Below are 20,260 nucleotides of genomic sequence, written 5' to 3' on the forward strand. Positions count from 1 at the left end.
CCTGTGTTGGTCTGTCGTGGGGGAAAAGGGGAAGCCGCTCAGAGGCTGAAGACCGGTTTCTTCGTGGCGTCGGCGAGTTCCTCGCGCGCCCAGGCCACCGGGTCCTGCTCCTTGGGCAGCAGCACGCCGGCGGGGCGCACGTGCTGTGCGCTGGCGTCGAGCGCGGGCGGCGTCTGGCCCTGCTCCAGGCCGAGCGCGGCTTCGTGCAGCATGCGGCGCGCCATCACGATGGCCTTGTCGGTGGGCAGCAGTTTCTCGGCCTCGTGGTCCTGGATGGTGCCCATGCTTTCCTGCAGCGAGTAGTCCTGCGCGGAGAAGCCGAAGACGCCGCTGTAGGAGCGGTCTTCGCGCTGGGCCACGCGGTCCATGCCGTAGTCGTTGTCGCGGTTCTGCTTGGGGATGAAGCTGCCCGGCGCCTCGTACTCGACGTGGATGCCCTTGCCCTCCTGCATCGCGGTGCGCTCTTCCTCGGTGAGCGGCTGGCCGGGTTGCCAGTTGATGCTCCAGGCCCAGCAGTTGTGGTCGTCGATCGGCACCCACACATGCGCACCCAGCGCGTGGTCGCCGAACGGCGCGATGAGCGTGAACCAGGGGAACAGCCACTGCGTGATGCGCCAGTAATAGGAATCGGGCTCGCCGTTGCGGCGGCCGAACAGGCTCAGGCCGAAGGGCGTCTGCTCGATCTCGAACTTCACGTTGCCGTCGGCCTTGATGTAGTCCAGCGCCTTGACGCCCTGGTGCATGGGGTCGGTGTCGACCTCGAAGCGGTGCACGTAGGACACGTGGGCGGTGTCGATGCCGCCTTCCATGGCCTGCAGCCAGTTGCTGTATTGCAGGCGCTTGGAGACGAACACGTGTTCGGGCGGCAGCGTGCACCACTCCAGCTCGGGCGGCGCGGGCTGCTGGTCGGCCGGGCCCATGTAGGTCCAGACGATGCCGCCGCGCTCGACGCAGGGATAGCCCTTGATGTGCATGCGCGCGCAGGCCTGCGGCGCGGAAGGCACGTCCACGCACTGTCCATCGCCGTCGAACTTCACACCGTGGTACGCGCAGCGGATGCCGTTTTCCTCGTTGCGGCCGAAGTAGAGCGAGACGCCGCGGTGCGAGCAGAACTCGCCGATCAGGCAGGCCTTGCCGTCGGTGTTGCGAAAGGCCAGCAGCTTCTCGCCGAGCAGCTGCACGCGCACCTGCGGCCCGTCGGCCTCGGGGATTTCGCTCGATGCCAGCGCGGGCACCCAGTAGCGGCGCATGAGGTTGCCCATGCGGGTGCCGGGACCGACGCGGGTGAGCGTTTCAGACATTTCCTTGTTCACTGGGGGGACTCCGTGGGGTGGGTTGCTTGTACGTCAGGTGAGACAGGTGTCCATTCTAGAAATCCCACTTGATCCATGTCAAAGAAAATGAGCCGACTGTCCATCAGGCGGACGCATTTCATACAATGCGGGCTCCAACACCCGGGAGATGGCGATGAGCATCGACAAGAGCAACGAAGGCGTGCGCGCCGTGGACCGCGCGCTGGACATCCTGATGGCCTTTCGCGCGGGCGACCGGCAGCTGAGCGCGAGCGAGCTGCTCAAGCGCGTGGACCTGAGCCGCCCCACGCTGTACCGGCTGCTGCGCACGCTGGAGCTGCGCGGTTTCATCGTGTCCGTGGGCGAGCCGCAGCGTTTCCAGCTCGGCCCGTCGGTGGCGCACCTGGCGCACATGTGGACCTCGGGCCTGGACCTGGCGACGCTGTCGCAGCCCATGATGCGGCGCCTGTGGGAACAGACGGGCGAGACGGTGGCGCTGCTGGTGCACCACGGCGAGGAGCGGGTGTGTGTGGCGGAGATGCCGAGCGCGCAGCCGCTGAGCTTCAAGCGCGGCGTGGGCCACAGCGAGAAGGTGATCCTGGGCGCGAGCGGGCGCGCCATTCTCGCGTTCGCGCCCGATGCGCTGCACTACATCGAGGGCCGCATCCCGAAGGCGCGCCAGAAGGCCTACCTGGACGAGCTGGTGCGCATCCGCGAGGCCGGCTATGCGATCAGCCGCGACGAGCTGATCCGGGGCGCGGTGGCGATCGCCGCGCCGTTTTTCTCGGCCGGCGCCAAGGTGGTGGGCTCGCTCGCGGTGTACGGCCCGAGCGCGCGCGTGGACGACGCGCAGGTCAGGCGCATCGCGCAATGGCTGCTGGAGGCCGCGCGCGATCTCTCGCAGAAGGCCGGCGCCGGCCCATAGCGCGCGGGCCTATGATGGCCGCTTCATCCCCTCAGGAAGGAACCGCCCATGAAAGCCATCGCCGCCCTGTGCTGCGCCTCTGCCCTGCTGGTGTTCGCCGCGCCGACGCTGGCCAACGAGCCCTCTTCCGCCTGCCAGGCCAAGCGCCGCAACATCGAGGCCCAGCTGGCCAACGCCACCGAGCACGGCCGCAAGCAGGAAGTGGCCGGGCTGAAGAAGGCCTTGCGCGCCAACCAGGCCAACTGCACCGACGCATCGCTGGAGAAAGAGCGCAGCGCCGAGATCAGACAGGCGCAGAAGAAGGTGGCCGAGCGCGAGAAGAGCCTGCGCGAGGCCCAGCAGAAAGGCGACCCGAAGAAGCTGGCCGAGCGCCAGGCCAAGCTGGACGAGGCGCGCCGTGAACTGACCGAGGCCGAGCGGCCGATCGAGCGCTGAACGGCCTGCGCGCCGCCGTTCAGACGGTGGTTTCCATCAGGCAGCGGGTGACGCGCGGCGGTTCGTCGCCAAGGTGAAAGGCGAGCTTGCGGTCGCGCAGCGCGACATCGGCGGCGGTGACGCGGTCGAAGCGGCGCAGGTGGTCCGTCCACGACTCGTCGACGATGACCTCGACGAAGCGGCCCGGGTCGTTGATGTCGTGCAGCAGCTCCCAGGACAGGGCGCCGTGGCGCAGCCGGCCGCGCCGGCTTTCGTTGAGCATCAGCAACCGGAATTCCGCCGCGCGCGCGGGGTCGACGCGGTACTCGATGCTGACCATCACATGGCCATGCCCCGGCGGCTCGGGGGTCGACGGGGCGGGGAAGATGCGCTTGGGGGTGAGGTCGTCTTCCAGCCCGGCGTCGGGCATCCAGCGGTTGACGGCCGCCATGGCGCTGATGCCGCTGACGGCGGCGATGCCCAGGCAGACGGGCACGCTGGTCCAGGTGGCGACCTGGCCCCAGAGCGCCGCGCCCGCCGCGCTGCCGCCCATGATGGACATCTGGTAGATCGACATGCCGCGCGCGCGCACCCAGTCGGGCAGGCCCATCTGGATCGACACGCTGAGCGTGTTGGCCACGGTGATCCAGGCCGCGCCGCCGAGGAACATCGCGGGCACGGCGATCCAGAGCTGGTGGGTCACGGCCATGACGGCCATCGCCGTGGCCTGCACCGCGGCGCCGCGCAGCACCAGACCGTCGCGCGAGTAGCGGCGGCGCAGGCGCGGCAGGAAAGCGGTGGAGGTGATGGCGCCCGCGCCCATGGCCGCCAGCAGCAGGGTGAAGGTGCCGGCGCCGCCGTCCTGCATGCCGCGCGCGATCAGGGCCAGCAGGGCCATCAGCGCGGTGGAGTGGAAGAAGAAGATCGAGATGCGCAGCAGCACGCCCTTGAGCAGGTAGGACTGCGCCACGTACTGCAGGCCCACGCGCATCGCCGAGCCCAGGCGCTCGCGGCCCAGCGGGTTGGGGGTGTGCTCGCGCTTCCAGCGGCTGATGATGATGGCCGCCCCGATCGACAGCAGCGCGTTGAACAGGAAGACCCAGGCGCTGCCGGCGCTGGCGATCAGCGCGCCGGCGACCAGCGGGCCGATGATGCGCGAGGCGTTCATCGACACGCCATTGAGCCCGAGCGCCGCCGGCAGCTGCGAGCGGGGCACGAGCTCGGGCACGATGGCCGAGAAGACCGGCCAGCGCATCGCCATGCCGATGCCGTTGGCGAAGATCAGCACCAGCAGCAGCGGGGGCGTCATCACGTCGAGGAAGATGACCACGCTCAGCAGGGTGCGCACCGCCGCCACCCACAGCTGGGTGAAGAGGAAGTAGCGCTTGCGGTCCAGGTTGTCGGCCAGCGCCCCGCTGGGCAGGCCGAGCAGGAACACGGGCAAGGTGGCGGCCGTCTGCACCAGCGCCACCCACAGCGGCTTGGTGGTCAGCGAGGTCATCATCCAGGCCGCCGCCACCTCGCTCATCCACATGCAGATGTCTCGCCATGAGCCAGGTGGTCCACAACATGCGGAACACCGGCAGACGCAGGGGAGCGATGGGCGAGAGGCTGTCGTCGTCGGCTTGGGACATGGTGGGGCCACTGTAAAGGACAAAGCCAGGGCCGCTGCGCCCGGGAAAGGGGTTCTTACAGCCCTCTTTGCGACACCACGCCCGGTCTGGCCGAGTAGCGCACCAGGCCGTCCAGGGCCTCGATCTCCACGCGCGCCTGGCGCCGGCCATAGACCTCGGCCTTGAGCCATTCGAGTTCGGCGTCCAGGCGTTCCTGGTCGGCCAGGGTGCAGTACCAGACCTTGGCATCGCCGTCCCACCGGTAGCCCCGGGCCTTGAGCAGGTCCTTGGACTCGAACGGCGAGCCGGTGGCGCGCAGCTTGAAGCTGGCCTGGGCCGCCACCGAGATCAGCCGGTTCAGGCCGGTGGCCGGGCCCTGCGGGCCCACGGGCCGCGAGAGCACCTGCAGCAAGGCGTGGCAATCCACCTGGGCGCGGTGGGCGTCGTAGAACCAGCCGTGGTTCTGCGCCAGCGCGCTGAGCTTGGCCGACTCGGCGCCCGCGGCCTTCCAGTCGATGTCCGCGAAGGAGCAGGCCCAGGCCTTGGCCGCGAAGCCGGGGAAGCGCGCTTCCACGAAAGGGCGGTCGAAGCCGGCGTTGTGCGCCACGATGAGATCGGCTTGGGCCACCAGGGCCTCGACCTGCGCATCGTCCAGCCGGTGCCCGGCCACCATGTCGTCGCTGATGCCGGTCACCTGCTGGGCCACGGCCGGGATCGGCATGCCCGGGTCTTCAAAGCCTTCGAACAGCGTCACCGGCCCGAACGGCAGGCCCGAGGCGAGGTCCACGTCCACCAGCAGCATCGCCAGTTCGATGATCTTGTCGGCCTGGTGCGACAGGCCGGTGGTCTCGGTGTCGAGCACCAGCACGCGCCGGCTGCCCGACGCGGCCTGCCCGGCCTGCGCGGGGCCGTAGTCCGTGACGGGCACGAGGCGGCGCAGGACGCGGAAGTCGGGGTTCCGCTCCAGGCGTTGCGCCATCTCCTCCAGGGTAAGTGTGGGCGGGAGCGGGGCGCAGGGGGCCGGCTTGGCCCGTCTGGCACGCGAGACAGAGGGGGCGGCGGGCACGGGCAGGGGCTCCAACGGGCCCGGCAGGTCAAATTCGAAGCTGGACTGATTCATCCATGAAGCCTACCTCACCCGCCGCCTCTCAAGGCATTTCAATCCGAGCTGCGCTGATGATGCCCTTCCACATGGCCGCCTCCGCCGCGAGGTGGGTGCCGAATTCCTCGGCCTTGAAGGCGGAGGGCACCAGGCTCATGCCGCGGATCTGCTCCTGCATCTTCGGCTCGGCCATCATGGCCGCGAACTCGCTGCGCAGCCGCGCGACCACGGGCGCGGGCGTGCGCGTGGGCACGAACATGCCGTACCAGTAGGTCATGGTGTAGCCGCCGGGAATCAGGTTGAGTTCCTGCAGCGTGGGCAGCTCGGGCAGGCCGGGATCGCGCGCCAGGCCGGTGGTGGCGCAGGCCACGCACGGTCTGCGCAGCGATCTGCACCTTCTGCGTGGTGAGGTTGTCGATCGAGCTGTCGATCTGGCCGCTGGCCACGCCCTGCGCAACCTCGCCACTGCTCTTGTAGGGCACGTGCACCATCTCCAGCCCGGCGCGGGCCTTGAGCAGCTCCAGCGCCAGGTGGCCGGCCGAACCCACACCGGCCGACCCAAAGGTGTACTTGCCGGGGTTGGCCCGCACGGCGGCCAGGAATTCGGGCGCGGTACGGAACGGCAGCTTCGGGTTGACCACCAGCGCGAAGTTGCCCACGCCCACCTGGCCGATGGGCACGAAGTCGCGCAGGAAATCGAAGCGGGTCTTGCGCAGGTAGGGCAGCAGCACCACGGGCGAGGCGGTGAGCAGCACGGTGTGGCCGTCGGCGGGCGCGGCGGCGACGAATTCCGTGCCCAGCTGCGTGCCGCCGCCGGGTTTGTTTTCCACGATCACGGCCTGGCCCAGCGGTGTCGCCAGGCGTTGCGCGATCAGCCGGGCCACGAGGTCGGTGCCGCCGCCCGGGCCTTGCGGCACCACGAGGCGGACCACGCGTTCCGGGTAGTCGGCGGCCAGGGTCGTGGGGGCGACGGCCGCGATGCCGGCGAGGGCGAGGGCGTGCATCACGCCGCGAAGGAATGTTCTTCTCATGTCGGTCTCCTGGGGGGTGGTCGTCGGGTCGGGTCTGGCTGCCCGTTCGCTGACGCCGCGGGTGTCAGTCGCCGCGGATGTCGTTGCTTTCGATCAGCTTCTTCCACATGGCGGCCTCGGTCGCCACGTTGTCCTTGAACTGCGCGGGGCCCAGTTCGGAAGGCAGCAGCACGAAGTCCTTCACGCGCTGCAGGATCTCGGGGTCCTTCATCGCGGTGGTGAACTCGCGCTGCAGGCGCTGCACCACGGCCGCGGGTGTGCGCACCGGGACGAAGAGCCCGTACCAGTAGGTCATGTGGTAACCGCCGGGCACCACGCCGGTCTCGTTGAAGGTGGGCAGCTGCGGCAGGTTGGGGTCGCGCGCGAGCCCGGTGGTCGCCAGCGCCCTCACCTTCTGGGTGTCGATCAGCGCCTTCTGGATCGTGAGGATGTCGATCGACACGTCGATCTGCCCGCTCAGCAGGGCCTGGGCGATGTCGCCGCTGCTCTTGTAGGGCACGTGCACGAGCTCGATGCCGGTCTTGCTCTTGAGCAGTTCCAGCGCCAGGTGCCCGGCCGAGCCCATGCCGGCGGAGCCGTAGGTGTACTTGCCCGGGTTCGCCTTGGCGGCTTCGATGAACTCGGCCAGGGTGCGGAACGGCAGCCTGGGGTTGACGACCAGCGCGAAGGTGCCCAGCCCCACCTGGCCGATGGGCGTGAAGTCGCGCGGCAGCTCGAAGCGCGTCTTGCGCAGGTAGGGGATGGTCAGCACCGAGGACGACGACAGCATGATGGTGTGCCCATCGGGCGGCGAGGAAGCCACGTACTCGGCACCGGTCTGCGTGCCCGCGCCGGGCCGGTTCTCGACCACGATGGGCTGGCCCAGGGAAGGCGACATCTTCTGGGCCAGCACGCGCGCCACCAGGTCGGTGCCGCCGCCGGTGCCGTGGGGCACGACGAATTTGATGACACGCGTGGGAAAGTCATTCGCCAGGGCCGTCAGGGGCAGCACGGCGGCCAGCAGGAGGGTGGGCAGGTGGAGGCGCATGGTTCGTGTTCTGGAAGTGGGGTGAACAGCGGGGATGGCGTTCAATCGAGTGTGGCGGCGGCCCCTGCCCCGGTCCATTCGCTTTTGGCCCGCGCGGGCTTCGCGTTCTGCGAAGCAGCCGACGGTGTGCCCGCCGAGTCCACGATGTGGCGCGCGGCCCGGTAGGCGAAGGCGATGGCCGGCCCGAGGTTGCAGCCCGCGGCAGGGTGCGTGCCCAGGCTGGGGTTGTTCATGTCCACGCCGCAGGCGTACAGGCCAGGGATCGGTGCGTTGTCGGCATCCAGCACGCGGGCGTGCGTGTCGGTGACCAGGCCGCAGGTCGTGCTGCTGTCCCCCGGGTAGAGGCGCACCGCGTAGAACGGCCCCTGCGCGATCTCGCCCAGGCAGGGGTTGGGGCCGTGCGCCGGATCGCCGTCGCCCCGGCTGTAGATGTCCGCACCCTTGCGGAACTCGAGGTCGACGCCAGTGCGCGCATAGCCGTTGAGCCGCTCGACCGAGGCCTGCAGGCCGGCGGCGTCGATGCCCAATTTTTCGGCCAGCGCGGCCAGCGTGGGCGCCTGCACGAGGTAGCCCTCGCGGACGAAGGAGCGGTAGGGAAACGGGAACGGCCGCACCAGGCCTATGCCGTACTTGCGCAGAAATCGTTGGTCGCCGATCAGGTAGGCCGGCACCGCGCCGGCCGCGTGCATGGCCATCACGAAGTCGTGGTACGAGCAAGCCTCGTTGACGAAGCGCCGGCCGTGGGCGTCCACCACGATGGCGCCCGGCTTGCAGCGGTCCAGCCGGAAGTGCGGGTGCTTGACCACCTCGCCGTTCTTGCGGCGCAGCACGGAGACCGGTGCGCGGCAGTAGTCCGACACATTGCCCTGGGCCATGCGCCCACCCACGTCCATGGCGCGGCGCAGGCCGTCGCCCACGTTGCTCTCGGGCGGCAGGCCGATGTGCTCGGCGGCGTAGGCGGTGTGTGCCGCGCGCATCACCGGATCGCCCGAAAACCCACCCGAGGCCAGCACCACCGCGCCGGCGCGCACTTCCTGACGCACACCGTTCTCCTCGAAGACCACGCCGCTCACGCGGCCTGCGTCCTGGATCAGCCGGATGAACGGCGCGTTCACGCGCAGGTCCACGCCACTGTCCAGCGCCGACTTCAGCAGCATGCCGATCAGCGCGTTGCCGCGCTGGCGGCGCGTGGAGCGGCCGTACAGCAAAAGGTCCGAGTAGTGCTTGAACAGCCGCCGGGCGCTGTAGAGGAAGGCGCCGGGCGACTGCAGCGCCGCGCTCAGCTGCGCGAGGTCGCGGCTGTCGGTCTGCATGCCGTGGAACACGGTGATGGCGGGCAGCGGGTTCTTGATGAGCTTGTAGGCCTTGCCGAGTTGGCGGTCATCGAAGGGCTCGGGGTAGACCGTGCGCCCCTTGATGCCGGCGCCGGGCACGTCGGTGCGGTAGTCGGCGCCGCCGTAGAGGCGAAAGCGCACGCTGCTGTGCTGTTCGAGGAAGTCGACCGCCTCGATGCCGCCTTCCAGCCAGGCGCGCACCTGCGCGGCATCCATGCGCTCGCCCACGAGGTGGGCGAGGTAGGTCATGGGCGCCTCGGGGTCGGTTTCGGCCGGCACGTGGCGGTTGCCAGGCAGCCAGGCCGCGCCGCCGGAGGTGGCGCTGGTGCCGCCCACCTGGGCGGTTTTTTCCAGCAACAGCACACGGCGGCCCAGCGCGCGCGCCACGACGGCGGCCGTCAGGCCCGCGATGCCGGAGCCGACGACGACCACGTCGACGTTGGCGGAGAGATTCGGAAAGGTGGAGGCTTGCATGGGCGGGCCCTAGGTGGGGAAGGATTCGCGCCACAGGTCCAGCGCCTGCTGGACGGGCCGATCGGAATAGCTGAACAGCACGGTGTCTTCGTCGGCCTCCAGCTGGTACGGCATCCACGAAGGGCACACGAACACGTCGCGCGGCCCGAAGGCCATCTCGTGATCGCCCACGGTGCAACGCCCCCGGCCATCGACGACCGCGTAGACCGTGGAATCGGTGGCGCGGTAGGCGGCACCGCGAAAACCGCCGGGCAGCAGCTGCATGAAGGTGCCGATGGTGGGCATGGCCCAGCCGCCGGTCAATGGGTTGGTGTACTGCAACTTGTGGCCCCAGCAGGCGTGCGGGTCTTCGGCGCGCGCGAGCGTGTGCAGCGCCTCGCGCGTGCGGTCGTAGGGGTACCAGAACAGCGGCGAGGTGCGCGAGCGGCTCACGTGCTCGACCGGCTTGAGCGTCTGGCCGAAACGCGCGAGGTTGCTGCCCGCGTGGGCGTGCGGCACCTGGGTCTCCTGCGCCCCGTCCTCGCGGAACTGGGCGTCGAGCAACTCGACGATGGGCAGGTCCAGCCCGTCGAGCCAGACCATGGGCTCGCTGGAGAGGTTGCCATGGTCGTGGAAGGTCCAGGAGGGCGTGATGACGAAATCACCCACGTGCATGGTGACGCGCTCGCCGTCGACCGTGGTGTAGGCGCCATCGCCCTGCAGGATGAAGCGCAGCGCCGATTGCGAATGCCGGTGCGAGGGCGCGACTTCGCCGGGCAGGATCAGTTGCAGGCCCGCATAGAGGCTGTGCGTGACACGCGTCTGCCCGCGCAGGCCGGGGTTTTCCAGCACGATGACGCGGCGCTCGGCTTCGCGCGCGGTGATCAGGCGCCCGCTCTCCTGCAGCCAGGGCCACACCGTGTCCCACGACCACAGGTGGGGCAGGCAGGGCGTCTTGGGCGTGCGGGTCACCACGCCGTGCAGCACCTCCCACAGGGGCGCGCAATGCCCCGCATCGATGCGGCCGTAGAAGGCCGCGCGGTCGGCCTGGGCCGATGGGGCCACGCCCCGCACCACGGCGGCCGTCATGCCACGCACTCCGGCTGCGGCTGGGCGGCGCGCACCTGCACGCTGATCTGCCCCACGCCGTCGAAAGCACAATCGATGCGGTCGCCGGGCAGCACCGGGCCGACGCCCTCGGGCGTGCCGGTGAGCAGCACGTCGCCCGGGTGCAGCGTGTAGAACGAAGACGCGAACTCGATCAGTGTGCCGATGTCCAGCACCATGTCGCGGGTGTTGGCCGACTGGCGGGGTTCGCCGTTGACGGTGAGCCAGAAATCGATGTTTGACGGGTCGGCGATTTCATCGGCGGTGACCAGCCAGGGCCCGAGCACGGTGAAGCTGTCCACCGACTTGCGCAGGCTGCGCTCCTCGGGGCCACGCGCTGTCATGTCCAGACCCACCGCGTAACCGGCCACATGAGACAGCGCCTGCGCGCGAGTGATGTTGCGCCCGGCCTTGCCGATGACCACCGCCAGCTCCGCCTCGTGGTCGTTGCGCCGATCCAGGTGCTGCAGCGCCACGCCCTCATGGGGCCCGACCACGGAGCTGGTGGCCTTGAGGAACAGGCCGATCTGGCGGATCTCCTTCACCTGCTGGTGGTGGTGGATGTCGGCCTGGGCGCGCGCCTCGTCGAGGTGTCTGGCGTAGTTGACGGGTGCGGCCACGATCTTGCCGGGGTCGCGCCACCGGGCTGAGCAGGCGCGCGCCCGCCAGCGGGCGCGCCTTCGCGGTGGGGAGCAGGCGCTCGATCGCTTCGCGCACCTGCGCGAGATGGGCGATCAGCGGGTCCACGCGCGGCAGTGGGTAGCGCACCTGCGGCAGCACATCGAGTGCGGCCGTCACGTCGTACAGCGTCTGCTCGCGCACCACGCCCAGGCGGTCGTCGTCGTATCGACAGAGTTTCATGAGGGAACCTTGAATCGTTGCGAAAAAAGAAGTGCACTCGCTCAGTACTGCGAAGCCGGCACGCGCAGCACCAGCCCGTCGATGGCCCGGCTGACGGCCAGCTGGCAGGCCAGGCGGCTGCCGTCCTCCACGCCCACGGCGAAGGCGAGCATCTTGAGCTCCTGCTCGCCGCGCGGAGGCAGCCGGGCCATGCCCTCGGCATCCACGTACACGTGGCAGGTGGCGCAGGCGCAGGCGCCGCCGCAGTCGGCGTCGATGCCGGGCACGTTGTGCGCCACGGCGACCTCCATCACCGAGGCGCCTTCGTCGCCCTGGCAACGCAGCTGTTCGCCATCGGCGGTCTGAAATTCAATGTGGATCATGAAAAGCGGTTCCTGAAAACATCACACGGGTGCCGCCACGAGCGCCGACGCGGACGCGGACGCGGGTTGCAGCGGAAACAAGGGATCGGCCAGTTGCGCCGGGTTCACCGGCGTGCCGGTGCGGATGAGCGCGCGGCCGGCCATGAAATCGCCGGCCGCATCGAGCGCCTCGACGCACAGCACGCGGTCGCCACGCAGGTACCACACGGACTGCGCCACCGCGCGCTCGCCCGCGCCCTGGCGCAGCACCACGGCGTCGTGCCCCTGGGGCAGGCCCGCGACCTGGAGCCGGTGCGTGTACTGGTCCGACCAGAACCAGGGCACGGCGGGCGGTGGCGGCGCGCGGCCGGCGATTGCGGCGGCCGCCGCCTTGGCCTGGTCGATCGCGCCTTGCACGGACTCCAGCCGTGGCCGCGCACCGTCGCGCGACTCGGTGCAGTCGCCGATCGCGAACACACCGCTCGCGCTGGTCCGGCCCTGCTCGTCCACCACGATGCCCCGAGCACACTCGATGCCCGCGGCCTGCGCCAACTCGATGCGCGGCAACGCCCCGATGCCCACCACCAGCGCGTCGAAGGCCTCGGTCTGGCCGCCGGATGCCAGCCACACGCCCTCCTCCGAAGCCCGCACGCCGTCGAGCGACACGCCCAGGCGCAAGCGCACACCCTGGTCCTCGTGGACGCGCTGCACACGCCGCGACGTGGCCTCGCCCACCGAACGCTGCATCACGCGCAGCGCGGCCTCGAACACCGTCACGTCGATGCCTTGTGCCCGGGCCGCGGCAGCAACCTCCAACCCGACGTAGCCACCTCCCACGACGGCCAGCCGGCGGCAGCCGCCCAGGCCGGCGCGCAGCGCCTGCGCATGGGCCAGCGAGCGCAGCACGTGCACGCGCGGTGCATCCGCGGCCAGCCCTGGCAGGCGCCGCGCGCGCGCGCCGGTGCCCAGCACCAGCGCGGCATAGGGCAGGCGTTCGCCGTCGGCCAGCAACACCTCGGCCGCCTGGACATCGATGCCTTGCACGCGTGTGTCCAGGCGCAGCTCGCAGCGCGCGGTGTCGAAGAACGACAGGGGGCGCAGCAACAGTGCCGATGCGTCGCCATCGCGCAGGAAGGCCTTGCTCAGCGGCGGGCGCTGGTACGGCGGCGACGCTTCCTGCCCCAGCACCACCAAGGGACCTTGATGCCCGCCCTGCCGCAGCGATGCCACGAACTGGCAGGCCGCCTGCCCGGCCCCCACCACGACCACCGGAGCGCTCATGACAGGGCCACCGGCATGCGGCGGATGCCGCGAAAGCGCGCATTGGGGTTGAAAGCCAGGCCGGCGCGCAGGTCCATCTTCGGGAAGCGCCGCGTGATCGCCGGCAACGCGATCGCCGCTTCCAGCCGCGCCAGCGGCCGGCCCAGGCAGACGTGGATGCCGGCACCGAACGCCAGGTGCGGGTTGGGACGGCGGCCGAGGTCGAAGCGCTCCGGCTCGGTGAACACGCGCTCGTCCCGGTTGGCGGAGGCCTGCGCGATGACCACTTCGACACCGGCGGCGATGCGCGCGCCCGAGGGCAGCTCGATCTCGCGCGTGGTGCGCCGGCCCTGCAGCTGCAGCGGGCTGGTGTAGCGCAGGCATTCTTCGATGCCGGTGCCGACGATGACCTCGTCGCCGGCCATGCGTTCGAACTGGTCGCGGTTGCGCAGCAGCGCCAACGTGGACAGGCCAATCAGGTTGGTGGTGGTCTCGTGGCCGCCGTTGAGCAGCAGGATGCACATGTGCACCATCTCGTTTTCGCTGATGGACTGCCCGCTCTTCTCGGCCTTGACGAGCGCGCTGATGACGTTGCTCGGCGTCTCTTCCACCGGCCGCGCGCGCCAGGCGTTGATGTGCTCCAGCAGGTAGGCCTTGAAGCCGGCGGCGGCCTGGTGGCCGTCGGCGATGGCCTGTGGTGTCACGCGCGGGTTGAGCGGGAACAGCACCTGGGCCCCGAGGTCGCGGATGCGCGGACCGTCCGAGCGCGGCACGCCAAAGATGTCGCAGATCACCTGCACCGGAATCTGCGAGGCGAAGTCGGCCACGTAGTCGATTTCGCCGCGCCCATCGAGTTCGTCGAGCAGCTGGTCCACGATCTCGCGCACGCTCTGGCGCAGCCGCTCGATGCCCGTGGGCGTGAAAAAAGGATTGACGATGTCACGCAGGCGGTCGTGGTCGGGCGGATCGCGGAACAGCATGCTGGTGGTGTGGTGCTCCAGCAGCGGGCCTTCGCCGAACTTCTCGCGGTAGGCCGCGTCGCGGCTGACCACGCCCGAGAGGTCGCGCCAGACGGCCTTCACGTCGGCGTAGCGCGTCACCAGCACAGAACCATCGCTGTTGGCATGCACCGGCGTCTCGTCGCGCAAGGCGCGGAAGTACGGGTAGGGATCTTCGTAATACGCCGTTGGGAGCTGGAACAGGTCGAACGGCGCGGCCTGCTCGCGGGGGGCGGCCGGTGCCAAGAGAGAGGAATTCATGGAAAAGTCCTTGTCATGCGAGATGGGCGGGTGCGGGGTGGCGGGTGTGGAGAGGGCCGGCACGCGCCACCTGACTGTGGATCGCGTGGCCGACCAGCTCGGGCAGGCGGCGCGAGACGGGCAGCAGCCGCGCGAGGTCCACGCCGGTGTCCAGCCCCATGGCCGCGAACATGTGGACCGCGTCTTCCGTGCACGCGTTGCCACTGGCGCCGGGCGCGTAGGGGCAGCCACCCAGCCCGCCGAGCGCGGCGTCGAAGCGCGTCACACCGGCCTGCAGGCCGGCCAGCATGTTCGCCAGCGCCATGCCACGGGTGTCGTGGAAATGCAGCGTCAGCGCCAGTTGCGGCAGCCGCGCGCGCAGCAGGGCCACCAGCTGCGTCACCTGCGCGGGATGCGCCATGCCGGTGGTGTCGCACAGGGTGAGCGCGCGCACCGCGCCCGCACCCAACCCGGCGATGCGCGCGGCCAGGCGCAGCACCTCCTGCGCATCGACCGCGCCTTCCATGGGGCAGCCGAAGGCGGTGGAGATCGACACCTGCACCTCGGCCTGCCCGGCGGTCACCGCCAGCACCTCGGCCAGCGCGGCCAGGCTGCGTTCGCGTGGCATGCGCAGGTTGCTCTGGTTGTGCGACTCCGAGGCCGACATCACGAAGTTGAGCGCATCGGCGCGCGCTTCCAGTGCGCGCGCCGCGCCCCTGGCGTTGGGCACCAGCACGGCGTAGCACACGCCAGTCTGGCGGCGGATGCCTTGCATGACCTCCTGCGCATCGGCCAGCGGCGGGATCGCCTTGGGCGAGACGAAGGCGGTCACCTCGATGCGCGCGAAGCCGCAGTCGCTCAGCGCATCGACGAGCGCGATCTTGTCGGCCGTGGGCACGAAGCGGGCTTCGTTCTGCAGGCCATCGCGCGCGACGACCTCGTTGAAATGCACCCGCGAGGGCAACGCAGTCATGCGCCCTCCTCCCGCTGGACCACACCGGCGCGGCACAGGGCCTCGATGCGCTGCGCGTTCATGCCCAATTCGCTCAGCACTGCTTCGGTGTCCTGGCCGTGGCGCGGCGCGTTGCGGCGATGGCCGCCCGGCGTGCGCAGGAGCTTGGGCACGATGCCGGGCACGTCGATGCGGGTGCCGTCGTCCATGCGCAGCGTCTCGATCATGCCGCGCGCGCGGTAGTGCGGGTCGTCCGTGATGTCGGCCACGGTGTAGACGTGGCCGGCCGGTACCTGCGCCGCGTCCAGCGCGGCCAGCGCCTCGGCCCGGGTCAGTCGCGCGGTCCACGTGCCGATGGCGGCGTCGAGTTCCGGCGCCCGGGCCACGCGCCCGGCGTTGTCGGCCAGCGTGGCGTCCTCCGCCAGGTCGGGGCGGCCGATGACGGCCATCAGGCGGCGGAAGATGCTGTCCCCATTGCCGGCGATCAGCACATGACCACCATCGGCGCAGAGGTAGGCGTTGCTGGGCGCGATGCCCGGCAGAGCGCTGCCAGCCGGCTGGCGGACTTCGTTGAACAGGCTGTATTCGGGCAGCAGGCTTTCCATGCAGTTGAACACCGCCTCGTAGAGCGCCACATCCACCACCTGGCCCTGGCCGCTGCGGGCGCGTTCGTGCAAGGCCATGAGGACGCCCACCACCGCGTGCAGGGCAGCCAGCGTGTCGCCGATGCTCACGCCCACGCGCACCGGCACGCGGCCCGGCTCGGCCGTCAGGTGGCGCAGGCCGCCCATGGCCTCGCCGATCACACCGAAGCCCGGCTTGTCCTTGTACGGGCCGCTCTGGCCGTAGCCGCTCACGCGGGCCACGATCAGGCGCGGGTTGCGCGCCAGCAGCTGGACCGGGTCCAGGCCCCAGGCCTCCAGCACGCCAGGGCGGAAGTTCTCGATCAGCACATCGGCCGCGGCCGCGAGTTCGCGCACGATGGCCTGGCCTTCGGGCGAGCGCAGGTCCAGCGCGAGCGAGCGCTTGTTGCGCGACTGCACCTGCCACCACACCGAGGTGCCGTCCTTGAGCAGGCGCCACTTGCGCAGCGGATCGCCCGCGCCGGTGGGCTCGACCTTCACCACCTCGGCGCCGAAGTCGGCCAGGGTCTTGGCGGCGAAGGGGCCGGCGATGATCTGCCCGAGCTCGAGCACCTTGAGGCCGGCGAGCGCGCCGCCGGCAGGGGCATCGGCCGCGTCGGCGATCGGCTCGCCGTGGGGGAAAGAAGCTGTGTGGTTCATGGCGTCGGCAGTGTGTCCGCGCACCCTCACACTGTCCATTTGCGAATGGCCCCTTCGGTCTTCGCATTCCGCGAAGCGGCCGCCAGGTGCTCGACGAAATCCGCGAGGTCGGCATCGTCCTCGCGCGGCGCGCAGGCGATCAGCATCTGGCGCTGGGCCCACGGATCGGCCAGCGGTCGGACGCGCAACGGCATCGCGCGCACCATGGGCTCGGTCGCGCCCTGCGGCAGCACCGCGATGCCCAGGCCCGACGCCACCAGGTGGCAGGCGGCGTCGAAGCTGCGTACCTGCATGCGCAGGCGCAGCGGCTTGCCCGCTCCGAGCGCGGTCTGCTGCTGCTTGAGCAGGATGGCCGCACCGGTGTTCAGGCCGATCAGGTCCTCGTCCAGCACGTCGGCGAAGGCGATGGGCCCCGCGTCATGAGCCAGGCGGTGGTGGGCGGGCAGCAGCAGCACCAGCTCGTCCCGCCGGAAGGGCAGCACCTGCAGGCCATCGACGTTCGGCCCCTCGACCAGGATGCCCACGTCGGCCCGGCCCTGGCGCAGGGCGGCGACCACCGCCTCCGAAACCTGCTCCTCCAGGTCCACGCGCACGTGCGGCCGCAGCCGGCCGTACGCCGCCAGCGGTGTGGGCAGGAACTGGGTGATGGCGGCGGTGCTCGCGCACAGGCGGATGTGCCGCGTGATGCCCGAACGCCGATCGGCCAGCTCGGAGCGCAGCAGGTCCAGCGTCTGCAACAGCGCCATGCCGTGGCGCGCGAACACACGGCCCGCTTCGGTGGCCGACAGGCCCTTGGCATGTCGCTCGAACAGCGGCTCGCCAAACGCGCCTTCGAGTTCGCGGATGCGCCGGCTGGCCGCGGCCAGCGCCAGGTGCGCGCCCTGCGCCGCCGCGGTCAGGCTGCCGCCGTTGACGCAGTCCACCGCGAGCCGGACCGAGATGAGGTCGAAGCGCGCGAGGTTGCACATCGGCAGGGAAAACGCCGACTCGGACCACAGGACCGGCGATGTCGAAGGGCTGGTCATAACAACAAAGAAACAGTCAGGATGGTTTGTATCATACGTGGACAAGCGGCCTGAAGCACCCCGATCCGACTAGGGAAAACGCGGAAATACCTCGATAGAATGCCTCGATCAGGAAGCGGTAATGGGCCCGACGGGGGTCACCTTCCAAACAGACGTGTTTATTTCTTCCTTCCATGAGCACTCCCGACACGCCCTCCTCCACCCCGTCGCCGCGGCACCGGCGCACACAGGCCGAGCGCACGCAACTGACGCAGCAGAAGCTCGTCAAGGGCGCCATCGCGCTGCTCAGGCAGAAGCGCTATGCGGGCTTTCGCATCGCCGAAGCCGCCAAGGTGTCCGGCGTCTCGCGCGGTGCGCAGACGCATCACTTTCCGTCGAAGGATGCGCTGGTGCTGCAGGCCCTGGAGGCGACACTGATCGAGAGCCAGCGCAAGGCGCTCGAACGCATCGCGCGCGCGCGCACCAAGCCGACCCGGCTGATGCAGGCGCTGATCGAGGACAGCGAGGACTTCTTCCTGGGCGAGGACTTTTACGTCGCGCTCGATCTGATGATGGTCGGCGGCGATCAACCGCTGGGCGTGGAGGTCAAACGGTTGCTGCGCCAGTACCGCATCTCGGTGGAGCGGGCCTGGCTGGAGGTTTTCGTCGAGGCAGGGCATCCGGCCGCACAGGCCGAGGACGTCATCTTCCTGACTTTCGCCATGGCGCGTGGCTTGAGCGTGCGCAAGCTGATGAGCGGGGAAGCGGCGCACTTCCCGCGCCTGTTCTCGCGCTGGGAGCTGCTGGCCAGCGACATGCTCGAGCCCCCACCTGCGCCCAGGCGCAAGGCCTCCTGAAGACCCGCGGGCTCAAGAGGCCGGGTGCGGAAGCAAGGTCACTCCTCGCGGATCGCCGCGCCGCGCAGCCGCAAGGCGTTGCCGATCACCGAGGCCGAGCTCAGGCTCATGGCCAGCGCGGCGATCATGGGCGACAGCAACCAGCCCGTGAACGGGTACAGCAGGCCCGCGGCCAGCGGAATGCCCAGGGCGTTGTAGAGGAAGGCGAACGCCAGGTTCTGCTTCATGTTGGCGACGGTCGCGACCGAGAGCGAGCGGGCCGTGGCGATGCCGCGCAGGTCACCCTTGACCAGGGTGAGCTGGGCGCTGTTCATCGCCACGTCGGTGCCCGTGCCCATGGCGATGCCCACATCGGCGCGGGCCAGGGCCGGCGCGTCGTTGAAGCCGTCGCCGGCCATCGCCGACCACGCGGCCTTGCGCCTGGAGCTGCTCCACCAGCTGGAGCTTGTCGGCGGGTTTCACTTCGCCGTGGATCTCATCGATGCCCAGGCGCTGTCCCACCGCGCGCGCGGTGGTCAGCCCGTCGCCCGTGGCCATGATCACGCGCACATTCGCCCGACGCAGCGACTTCAGCGCATCCGCCGTGGTGGCCTTGACCGGGTCGGACACGGCCAGCAGGCCAGCCAGCGCCTGGTCCACCGCCAGGTGCATGACGCTGGCGCCCTGCGCGCGCAGCGCTTCGGCCTCGGCGGCCAGGGGCGAGGCGTCCACGCCCAGCTGTTGCATCAGCGCGGTGTTGCCCAGGGCCAGGCCCTTGCCGCCCACCACACCCCGCACCCCGATGCCGGACTCGGAGTCGAACTGCTCGGGCTTGTCCAGCACCAGGCCCTGTTGTTTCGCGGCGGCCACGATGGCGTGGGCCAGCGGGTGTTCGCTGCCCTGGTCCAGGCTGGCGGCGAGGCGCAGCACCTCGTCCTCGGAGAAGCCGCCATGGCCCACGGCGCGTTCGAAGCTCGGGCGGCCTTCCGTGAGGGTGCCGGTCTTGTCGACGATCAACGTGTCCACCTTGCGCAGGTTCTCGATGGCGGCGGCGTCGCGGAACAGCACCCCGTGGGTGGCGCCGCGCCCGGTCGCCACCATGATGGACATGGGCGTGGCCAGGCCCAGCGCACAGGGGCAGGCAATGATGAGCACGGCCACCGCATTGATGAGGGCATAGACCCAGCTCGGCTCGGGGCCGAACAGGCCCCAGCCGAAGAAGGTGAGCAGCGCCGCCGCCACGACGCCCATCACGAAGTAGCCCGCCACCTGGTCCGCCATGCGCTGCATGGGCGCGCGCGAGCGCTGAGCCAGGGCGACCATCTGCACGATCTGCGAGAGCACGGTGTCCGAGCCCACGTGCTCGGAGCGCATCACCAGGGCACCGCTGGTGTTGAGCGTGGCGCCGATCAGCTTGTCGCCGGCCTGCTTGCTCACCGGCAAGGGCTCGCCGGTGAGCATGGATTCATCGACCGAGCTGCGGCCCTCGACCACGGTGCCGTCGGTGGGCACCTTCTCGCCGGGGCGCACGCGCAACAGGTCGCCCACGTGCACGTGGGCCAGCGGCACGTCTTCCTCCTGCCCTTCGGCCGTGATGCGCCGCGCGGTCTTGGGCGCCAGGCCCAGCAGCGCGCGGATGGCGGCCGAGGTCTGTGACCGCGCCTTGAGTTCCAGCAGCTGGCCCAGCAGGGTCAGCGAGATGATCACCGCCGCCGCCTCAAAGTAGACCGCGACGCGCCCCATCGACACAAAGGAGTCGGGGAACACCTGCGGCGCCACCGTGGCCACCACGCTGTAGACGAACGCCGCGCCGGTGCCCAGCGCGATCAGCGTCCACATGTTGGGGCTGCGGTTCATCACCGACTGCGCGCCGCGCACGAAGAACGGCCAGCCGGCCCACAGCACGATCGGGATGCTCAGCACCAGTTCGATCCAGCTCTGCGCGGCGATGTCGAACCAGCCGAGGTTGTGGCCGAACATCGCCAGCACGGCGACCACCACCGTGAGGGGCAAGGTCCACCAGAACCGCCGCTGGAAATCCACCAGCTCCGGGTTCTCGTCGTCGTCCAGTTCGGGCAGGACGGGTTCCAGCGACATGCCGCACTTAGGGCAGTTGCCCGGGTGGTCCTGCCGGATCTCCGGGTGCATGGGGCAGGTGTAGACCGTGCCCGGCTTGCCTTGCGGCGC

16 protein-coding genes and 3 pseudogenes are annotated in these 20,260 nt (G+C 70.1%); 3 read left to right on the forward strand and 16 right to left on the reverse strand.

The window, feature by feature from the left end; all coding sequences use genetic code 11:
• Positions 1-38: 38 nt before the first annotated feature.
• The gene (locus tag ACFJI0_RS20145) at positions 39-1,313 is read right to left on the reverse strand and encodes a Rieske 2Fe-2S domain-containing protein (RefSeq protein WP_382322094.1); all 1,275 of its coding nucleotides are present in this window, start codon (positions 1,311-1,313) and stop codon (positions 39-41) included.
• 154 nt (positions 1,314-1,467) lie between these two features.
• Between ACFJI0_RS20145 and ACFJI0_RS20150 the strand changes: the two genes are divergently transcribed.
• Both ACFJI0_RS20150 and ACFJI0_RS20155 read left to right on the forward strand, forming a co-directional pair.
• Entirely contained in the window at positions 1,468-2,217 is a 750-nt protein-coding gene (locus ACFJI0_RS20150; RefSeq protein ID WP_382153793.1) for an IclR family transcriptional regulator, read from the forward strand.
• Between the two features lie 48 nt (positions 2,218-2,265).
• A complete protein-coding gene (locus tag ACFJI0_RS20155; RefSeq protein WP_382322095.1) occupies positions 2,266-2,652 on the forward strand; it encodes a DUF1090 domain-containing protein in 387 nt (128 codons plus the stop codon).
• Between the two features lie 19 nt (positions 2,653-2,671).
• Here the strand turns inward: ACFJI0_RS20155 and ACFJI0_RS20160 are convergent.
• The 14 genes and pseudogenes from ACFJI0_RS20160 to ACFJI0_RS20225 form a co-directional block, all read right to left on the reverse strand.
• Positions 2,672-4,265: pseudogene (locus tag ACFJI0_RS20160) on the reverse strand (MFS transporter).
• A 55-nt stretch (positions 4,266-4,320) separates the two neighbouring features.
• Positions 4,321-5,364 (reverse strand): 3'-5' exonuclease, encoded by a 1,044-nt coding sequence (locus ACFJI0_RS20165; protein ID WP_382322096.1) that lies wholly within the window; start codon positions 5,362-5,364, stop codon positions 4,321-4,323.
• A gap of 28 nt (positions 5,365-5,392) precedes the next feature.
• On the reverse strand, positions 5,393-5,812 hold the full coding sequence (locus ACFJI0_RS20170) for a tripartite tricarboxylate transporter substrate-binding protein (RefSeq protein ID WP_382325749.1): 420 nt from the start codon (positions 5,810-5,812) through the stop codon (positions 5,393-5,395).
• Positions 5,721-6,377: pseudogene (locus ACFJI0_RS20175) on the reverse strand (Bug family tripartite tricarboxylate transporter substrate binding protein); the annotation flags it as partial. The gene ACFJI0_RS20170 and the pseudogene ACFJI0_RS20175, both read right to left, overlap by 92 nt.
• 64 nt (positions 6,378-6,441) lie before the next feature.
• Positions 6,442-7,404, reverse strand: a complete 963-nt coding sequence (locus tag ACFJI0_RS20180; RefSeq protein WP_382322097.1) for a Bug family tripartite tricarboxylate transporter substrate binding protein — start codon at positions 7,402-7,404, stop codon at positions 6,442-6,444.
• 41 nt (positions 7,405-7,445) lie between these two features.
• Positions 7,446-9,212: an FAD-dependent oxidoreductase gene (locus ACFJI0_RS20185; RefSeq protein ID WP_382322098.1), complete on the reverse strand. Its 1,767-nt coding sequence runs from the start codon at positions 9,210-9,212 to the stop codon at positions 7,446-7,448.
• Between the two features lie 9 nt (positions 9,213-9,221).
• A complete protein-coding gene (gtdA, locus tag ACFJI0_RS20190; protein ID WP_382322099.1) occupies positions 9,222-10,280 on the reverse strand; it encodes a gentisate 1,2-dioxygenase in 1,059 nt (352 codons plus the stop codon).
• Positions 10,277-10,918, reverse strand: a complete 642-nt coding sequence (locus ACFJI0_RS20195) for a fumarylacetoacetate hydrolase family protein (RefSeq protein WP_382322100.1) — start codon at positions 10,916-10,918, stop codon at positions 10,277-10,279. Before ACFJI0_RS20195 ends, gtdA begins: the two co-directional genes overlap by 4 nt.
• 282 nt (positions 10,919-11,200) lie before the next feature.
• Positions 11,201-11,521 carry a 2Fe-2S iron-sulfur cluster-binding protein gene (locus ACFJI0_RS20200; RefSeq protein WP_382322101.1) on the reverse strand — a complete coding sequence of 107 codons (321 nt, stop codon included), beginning with the start codon at positions 11,519-11,521 and terminating at the stop codon, positions 11,201-11,203.
• A gap of 21 nt (positions 11,522-11,542) precedes the next feature.
• Positions 11,543-12,781, reverse strand: a complete 1,239-nt coding sequence (locus tag ACFJI0_RS20205) for an NAD(P)/FAD-dependent oxidoreductase (RefSeq protein ID WP_382322102.1) — start codon at positions 12,779-12,781, stop codon at positions 11,543-11,545.
• Positions 12,778-14,019 (reverse strand): cytochrome P450, encoded by a 1,242-nt coding sequence (locus ACFJI0_RS20210; protein WP_382322103.1) that lies wholly within the window; start codon positions 14,017-14,019, stop codon positions 12,778-12,780. Before ACFJI0_RS20210 ends, ACFJI0_RS20205 begins: the two co-directional genes overlap by 4 nt.
• A gap of 13 nt (positions 14,020-14,032) precedes the next feature.
• Positions 14,033-14,971 carry a hydroxymethylglutaryl-CoA lyase gene (locus ACFJI0_RS20215; protein WP_382322104.1) on the reverse strand — a complete coding sequence of 313 codons (939 nt, stop codon included), beginning with the start codon at positions 14,969-14,971 and terminating at the stop codon, positions 14,033-14,035.
• A complete protein-coding gene (locus ACFJI0_RS20220; RefSeq protein ID WP_382322105.1) occupies positions 14,968-16,233 on the reverse strand; it encodes a CaiB/BaiF CoA transferase family protein in 1,266 nt (421 codons plus the stop codon). Before ACFJI0_RS20220 ends, ACFJI0_RS20215 begins: the two co-directional genes overlap by 4 nt.
• Positions 16,234-16,259: 26 nt before the next feature.
• Complete coding sequence (locus ACFJI0_RS20225) at positions 16,260-17,258, reverse strand: LysR family transcriptional regulator (RefSeq protein ID WP_382322106.1); 999 nt, start codon at positions 17,256-17,258, stop codon at positions 16,260-16,262.
• Positions 17,259-17,431: 173 nt separating this feature from the next.
• On the opposite strand from ACFJI0_RS20225, the gene ACFJI0_RS20230 reads away from it, so the two are divergent.
• Positions 17,432-18,094: a TetR/AcrR family transcriptional regulator gene (locus tag ACFJI0_RS20230; protein ID WP_382322107.1), complete on the forward strand. Its 663-nt coding sequence runs from the start codon at positions 17,432-17,434 to the stop codon at positions 18,092-18,094.
• A gap of 38 nt (positions 18,095-18,132) precedes the next feature.
• On the opposite strand, the pseudogene ACFJI0_RS20235 reads toward ACFJI0_RS20230, so the two are convergent.
• Positions 18,133-20,221, reverse strand: a pseudogene (locus ACFJI0_RS20235) (copper-transporting P-type ATPase).
• Between the last annotated feature and the right edge of the window lie 39 nt (positions 20,222-20,260).

Origin of the sequence: Hydrogenophaga sp. UC242_53 (assembly GCF_042696965.1) — a bacterium.
In the GTDB taxonomy this organism is placed as follows: domain Bacteria; phylum Pseudomonadota; class Gammaproteobacteria; order Burkholderiales; family Burkholderiaceae_C; genus Hydrogenophaga.

What these genes read in the sequence shown, in the direction of transcription:
- ACFJI0_RS20150 (WP_382153793.1), top strand. Translation starts at nt 1,468, where the DNA reads ATGAGCATCGACAAGAGCAACGAAGGCGTGCGCGCCGTGGACCGCGCG.
- ACFJI0_RS20155 (WP_382322095.1), top strand. Translation starts at nt 2,266, where the DNA reads ATGAAAGCCATCGCCGCCCTGTGCTGCGCCTCTGCCCTGCTGGTGTTC.
- ACFJI0_RS20165 (WP_382322096.1), bottom strand. Translation starts at nt 5,364, where the DNA reads ATGAATCAGTCCAGCTTCGAATTTGACCTGCCGGGCCCGTTGGAGCCC.
- ACFJI0_RS20180 (WP_382322097.1), bottom strand. Translation starts at nt 7,404, where the DNA reads ATGCGCCTCCACCTGCCCACCCTCCTGCTGGCCGCCGTGCTGCCCCTG.
- ACFJI0_RS20185 (WP_382322098.1), bottom strand. Translation starts at nt 9,212, where the DNA reads ATGCAAGCCTCCACCTTTCCGAATCTCTCCGCCAACGTCGACGTGGTC.
- gtdA (WP_382322099.1), bottom strand. Translation starts at nt 10,280, where the DNA reads ATGACGGCCGCCGTGGTGCGGGGCGTGGCCCCATCGGCCCAGGCCGAC.
- ACFJI0_RS20200 (WP_382322101.1), bottom strand. Translation starts at nt 11,521, where the DNA reads ATGATCCACATTGAATTTCAGACCGCCGATGGCGAACAGCTGCGTTGC.
- ACFJI0_RS20205 (WP_382322102.1), bottom strand. Translation starts at nt 12,781, where the DNA reads ATGAGCGCTCCGGTGGTCGTGGTGGGGGCCGGGCAGGCGGCCTGCCAG.
- ACFJI0_RS20210 (WP_382322103.1), bottom strand. Translation starts at nt 14,019, where the DNA reads ATGAATTCCTCTCTCTTGGCACCGGCCGCCCCCCGCGAGCAGGCCGCG.
- ACFJI0_RS20215 (WP_382322104.1), bottom strand. Translation starts at nt 14,971, where the DNA reads ATGACTGCGTTGCCCTCGCGGGTGCATTTCAACGAGGTCGTCGCGCGC.
- ACFJI0_RS20220 (WP_382322105.1), bottom strand. Translation starts at nt 16,233, where the DNA reads ATGAACCACACAGCTTCTTTCCCCCACGGCGAGCCGATCGCCGACGCG.
- ACFJI0_RS20225 (WP_382322106.1), bottom strand. Translation starts at nt 17,258, where the DNA reads ATGACCAGCCCTTCGACATCGCCGGTCCTGTGGTCCGAGTCGGCGTTT.
- ACFJI0_RS20230 (WP_382322107.1), top strand. Translation starts at nt 17,432, where the DNA reads ATGAGCACTCCCGACACGCCCTCCTCCACCCCGTCGCCGCGGCACCGG.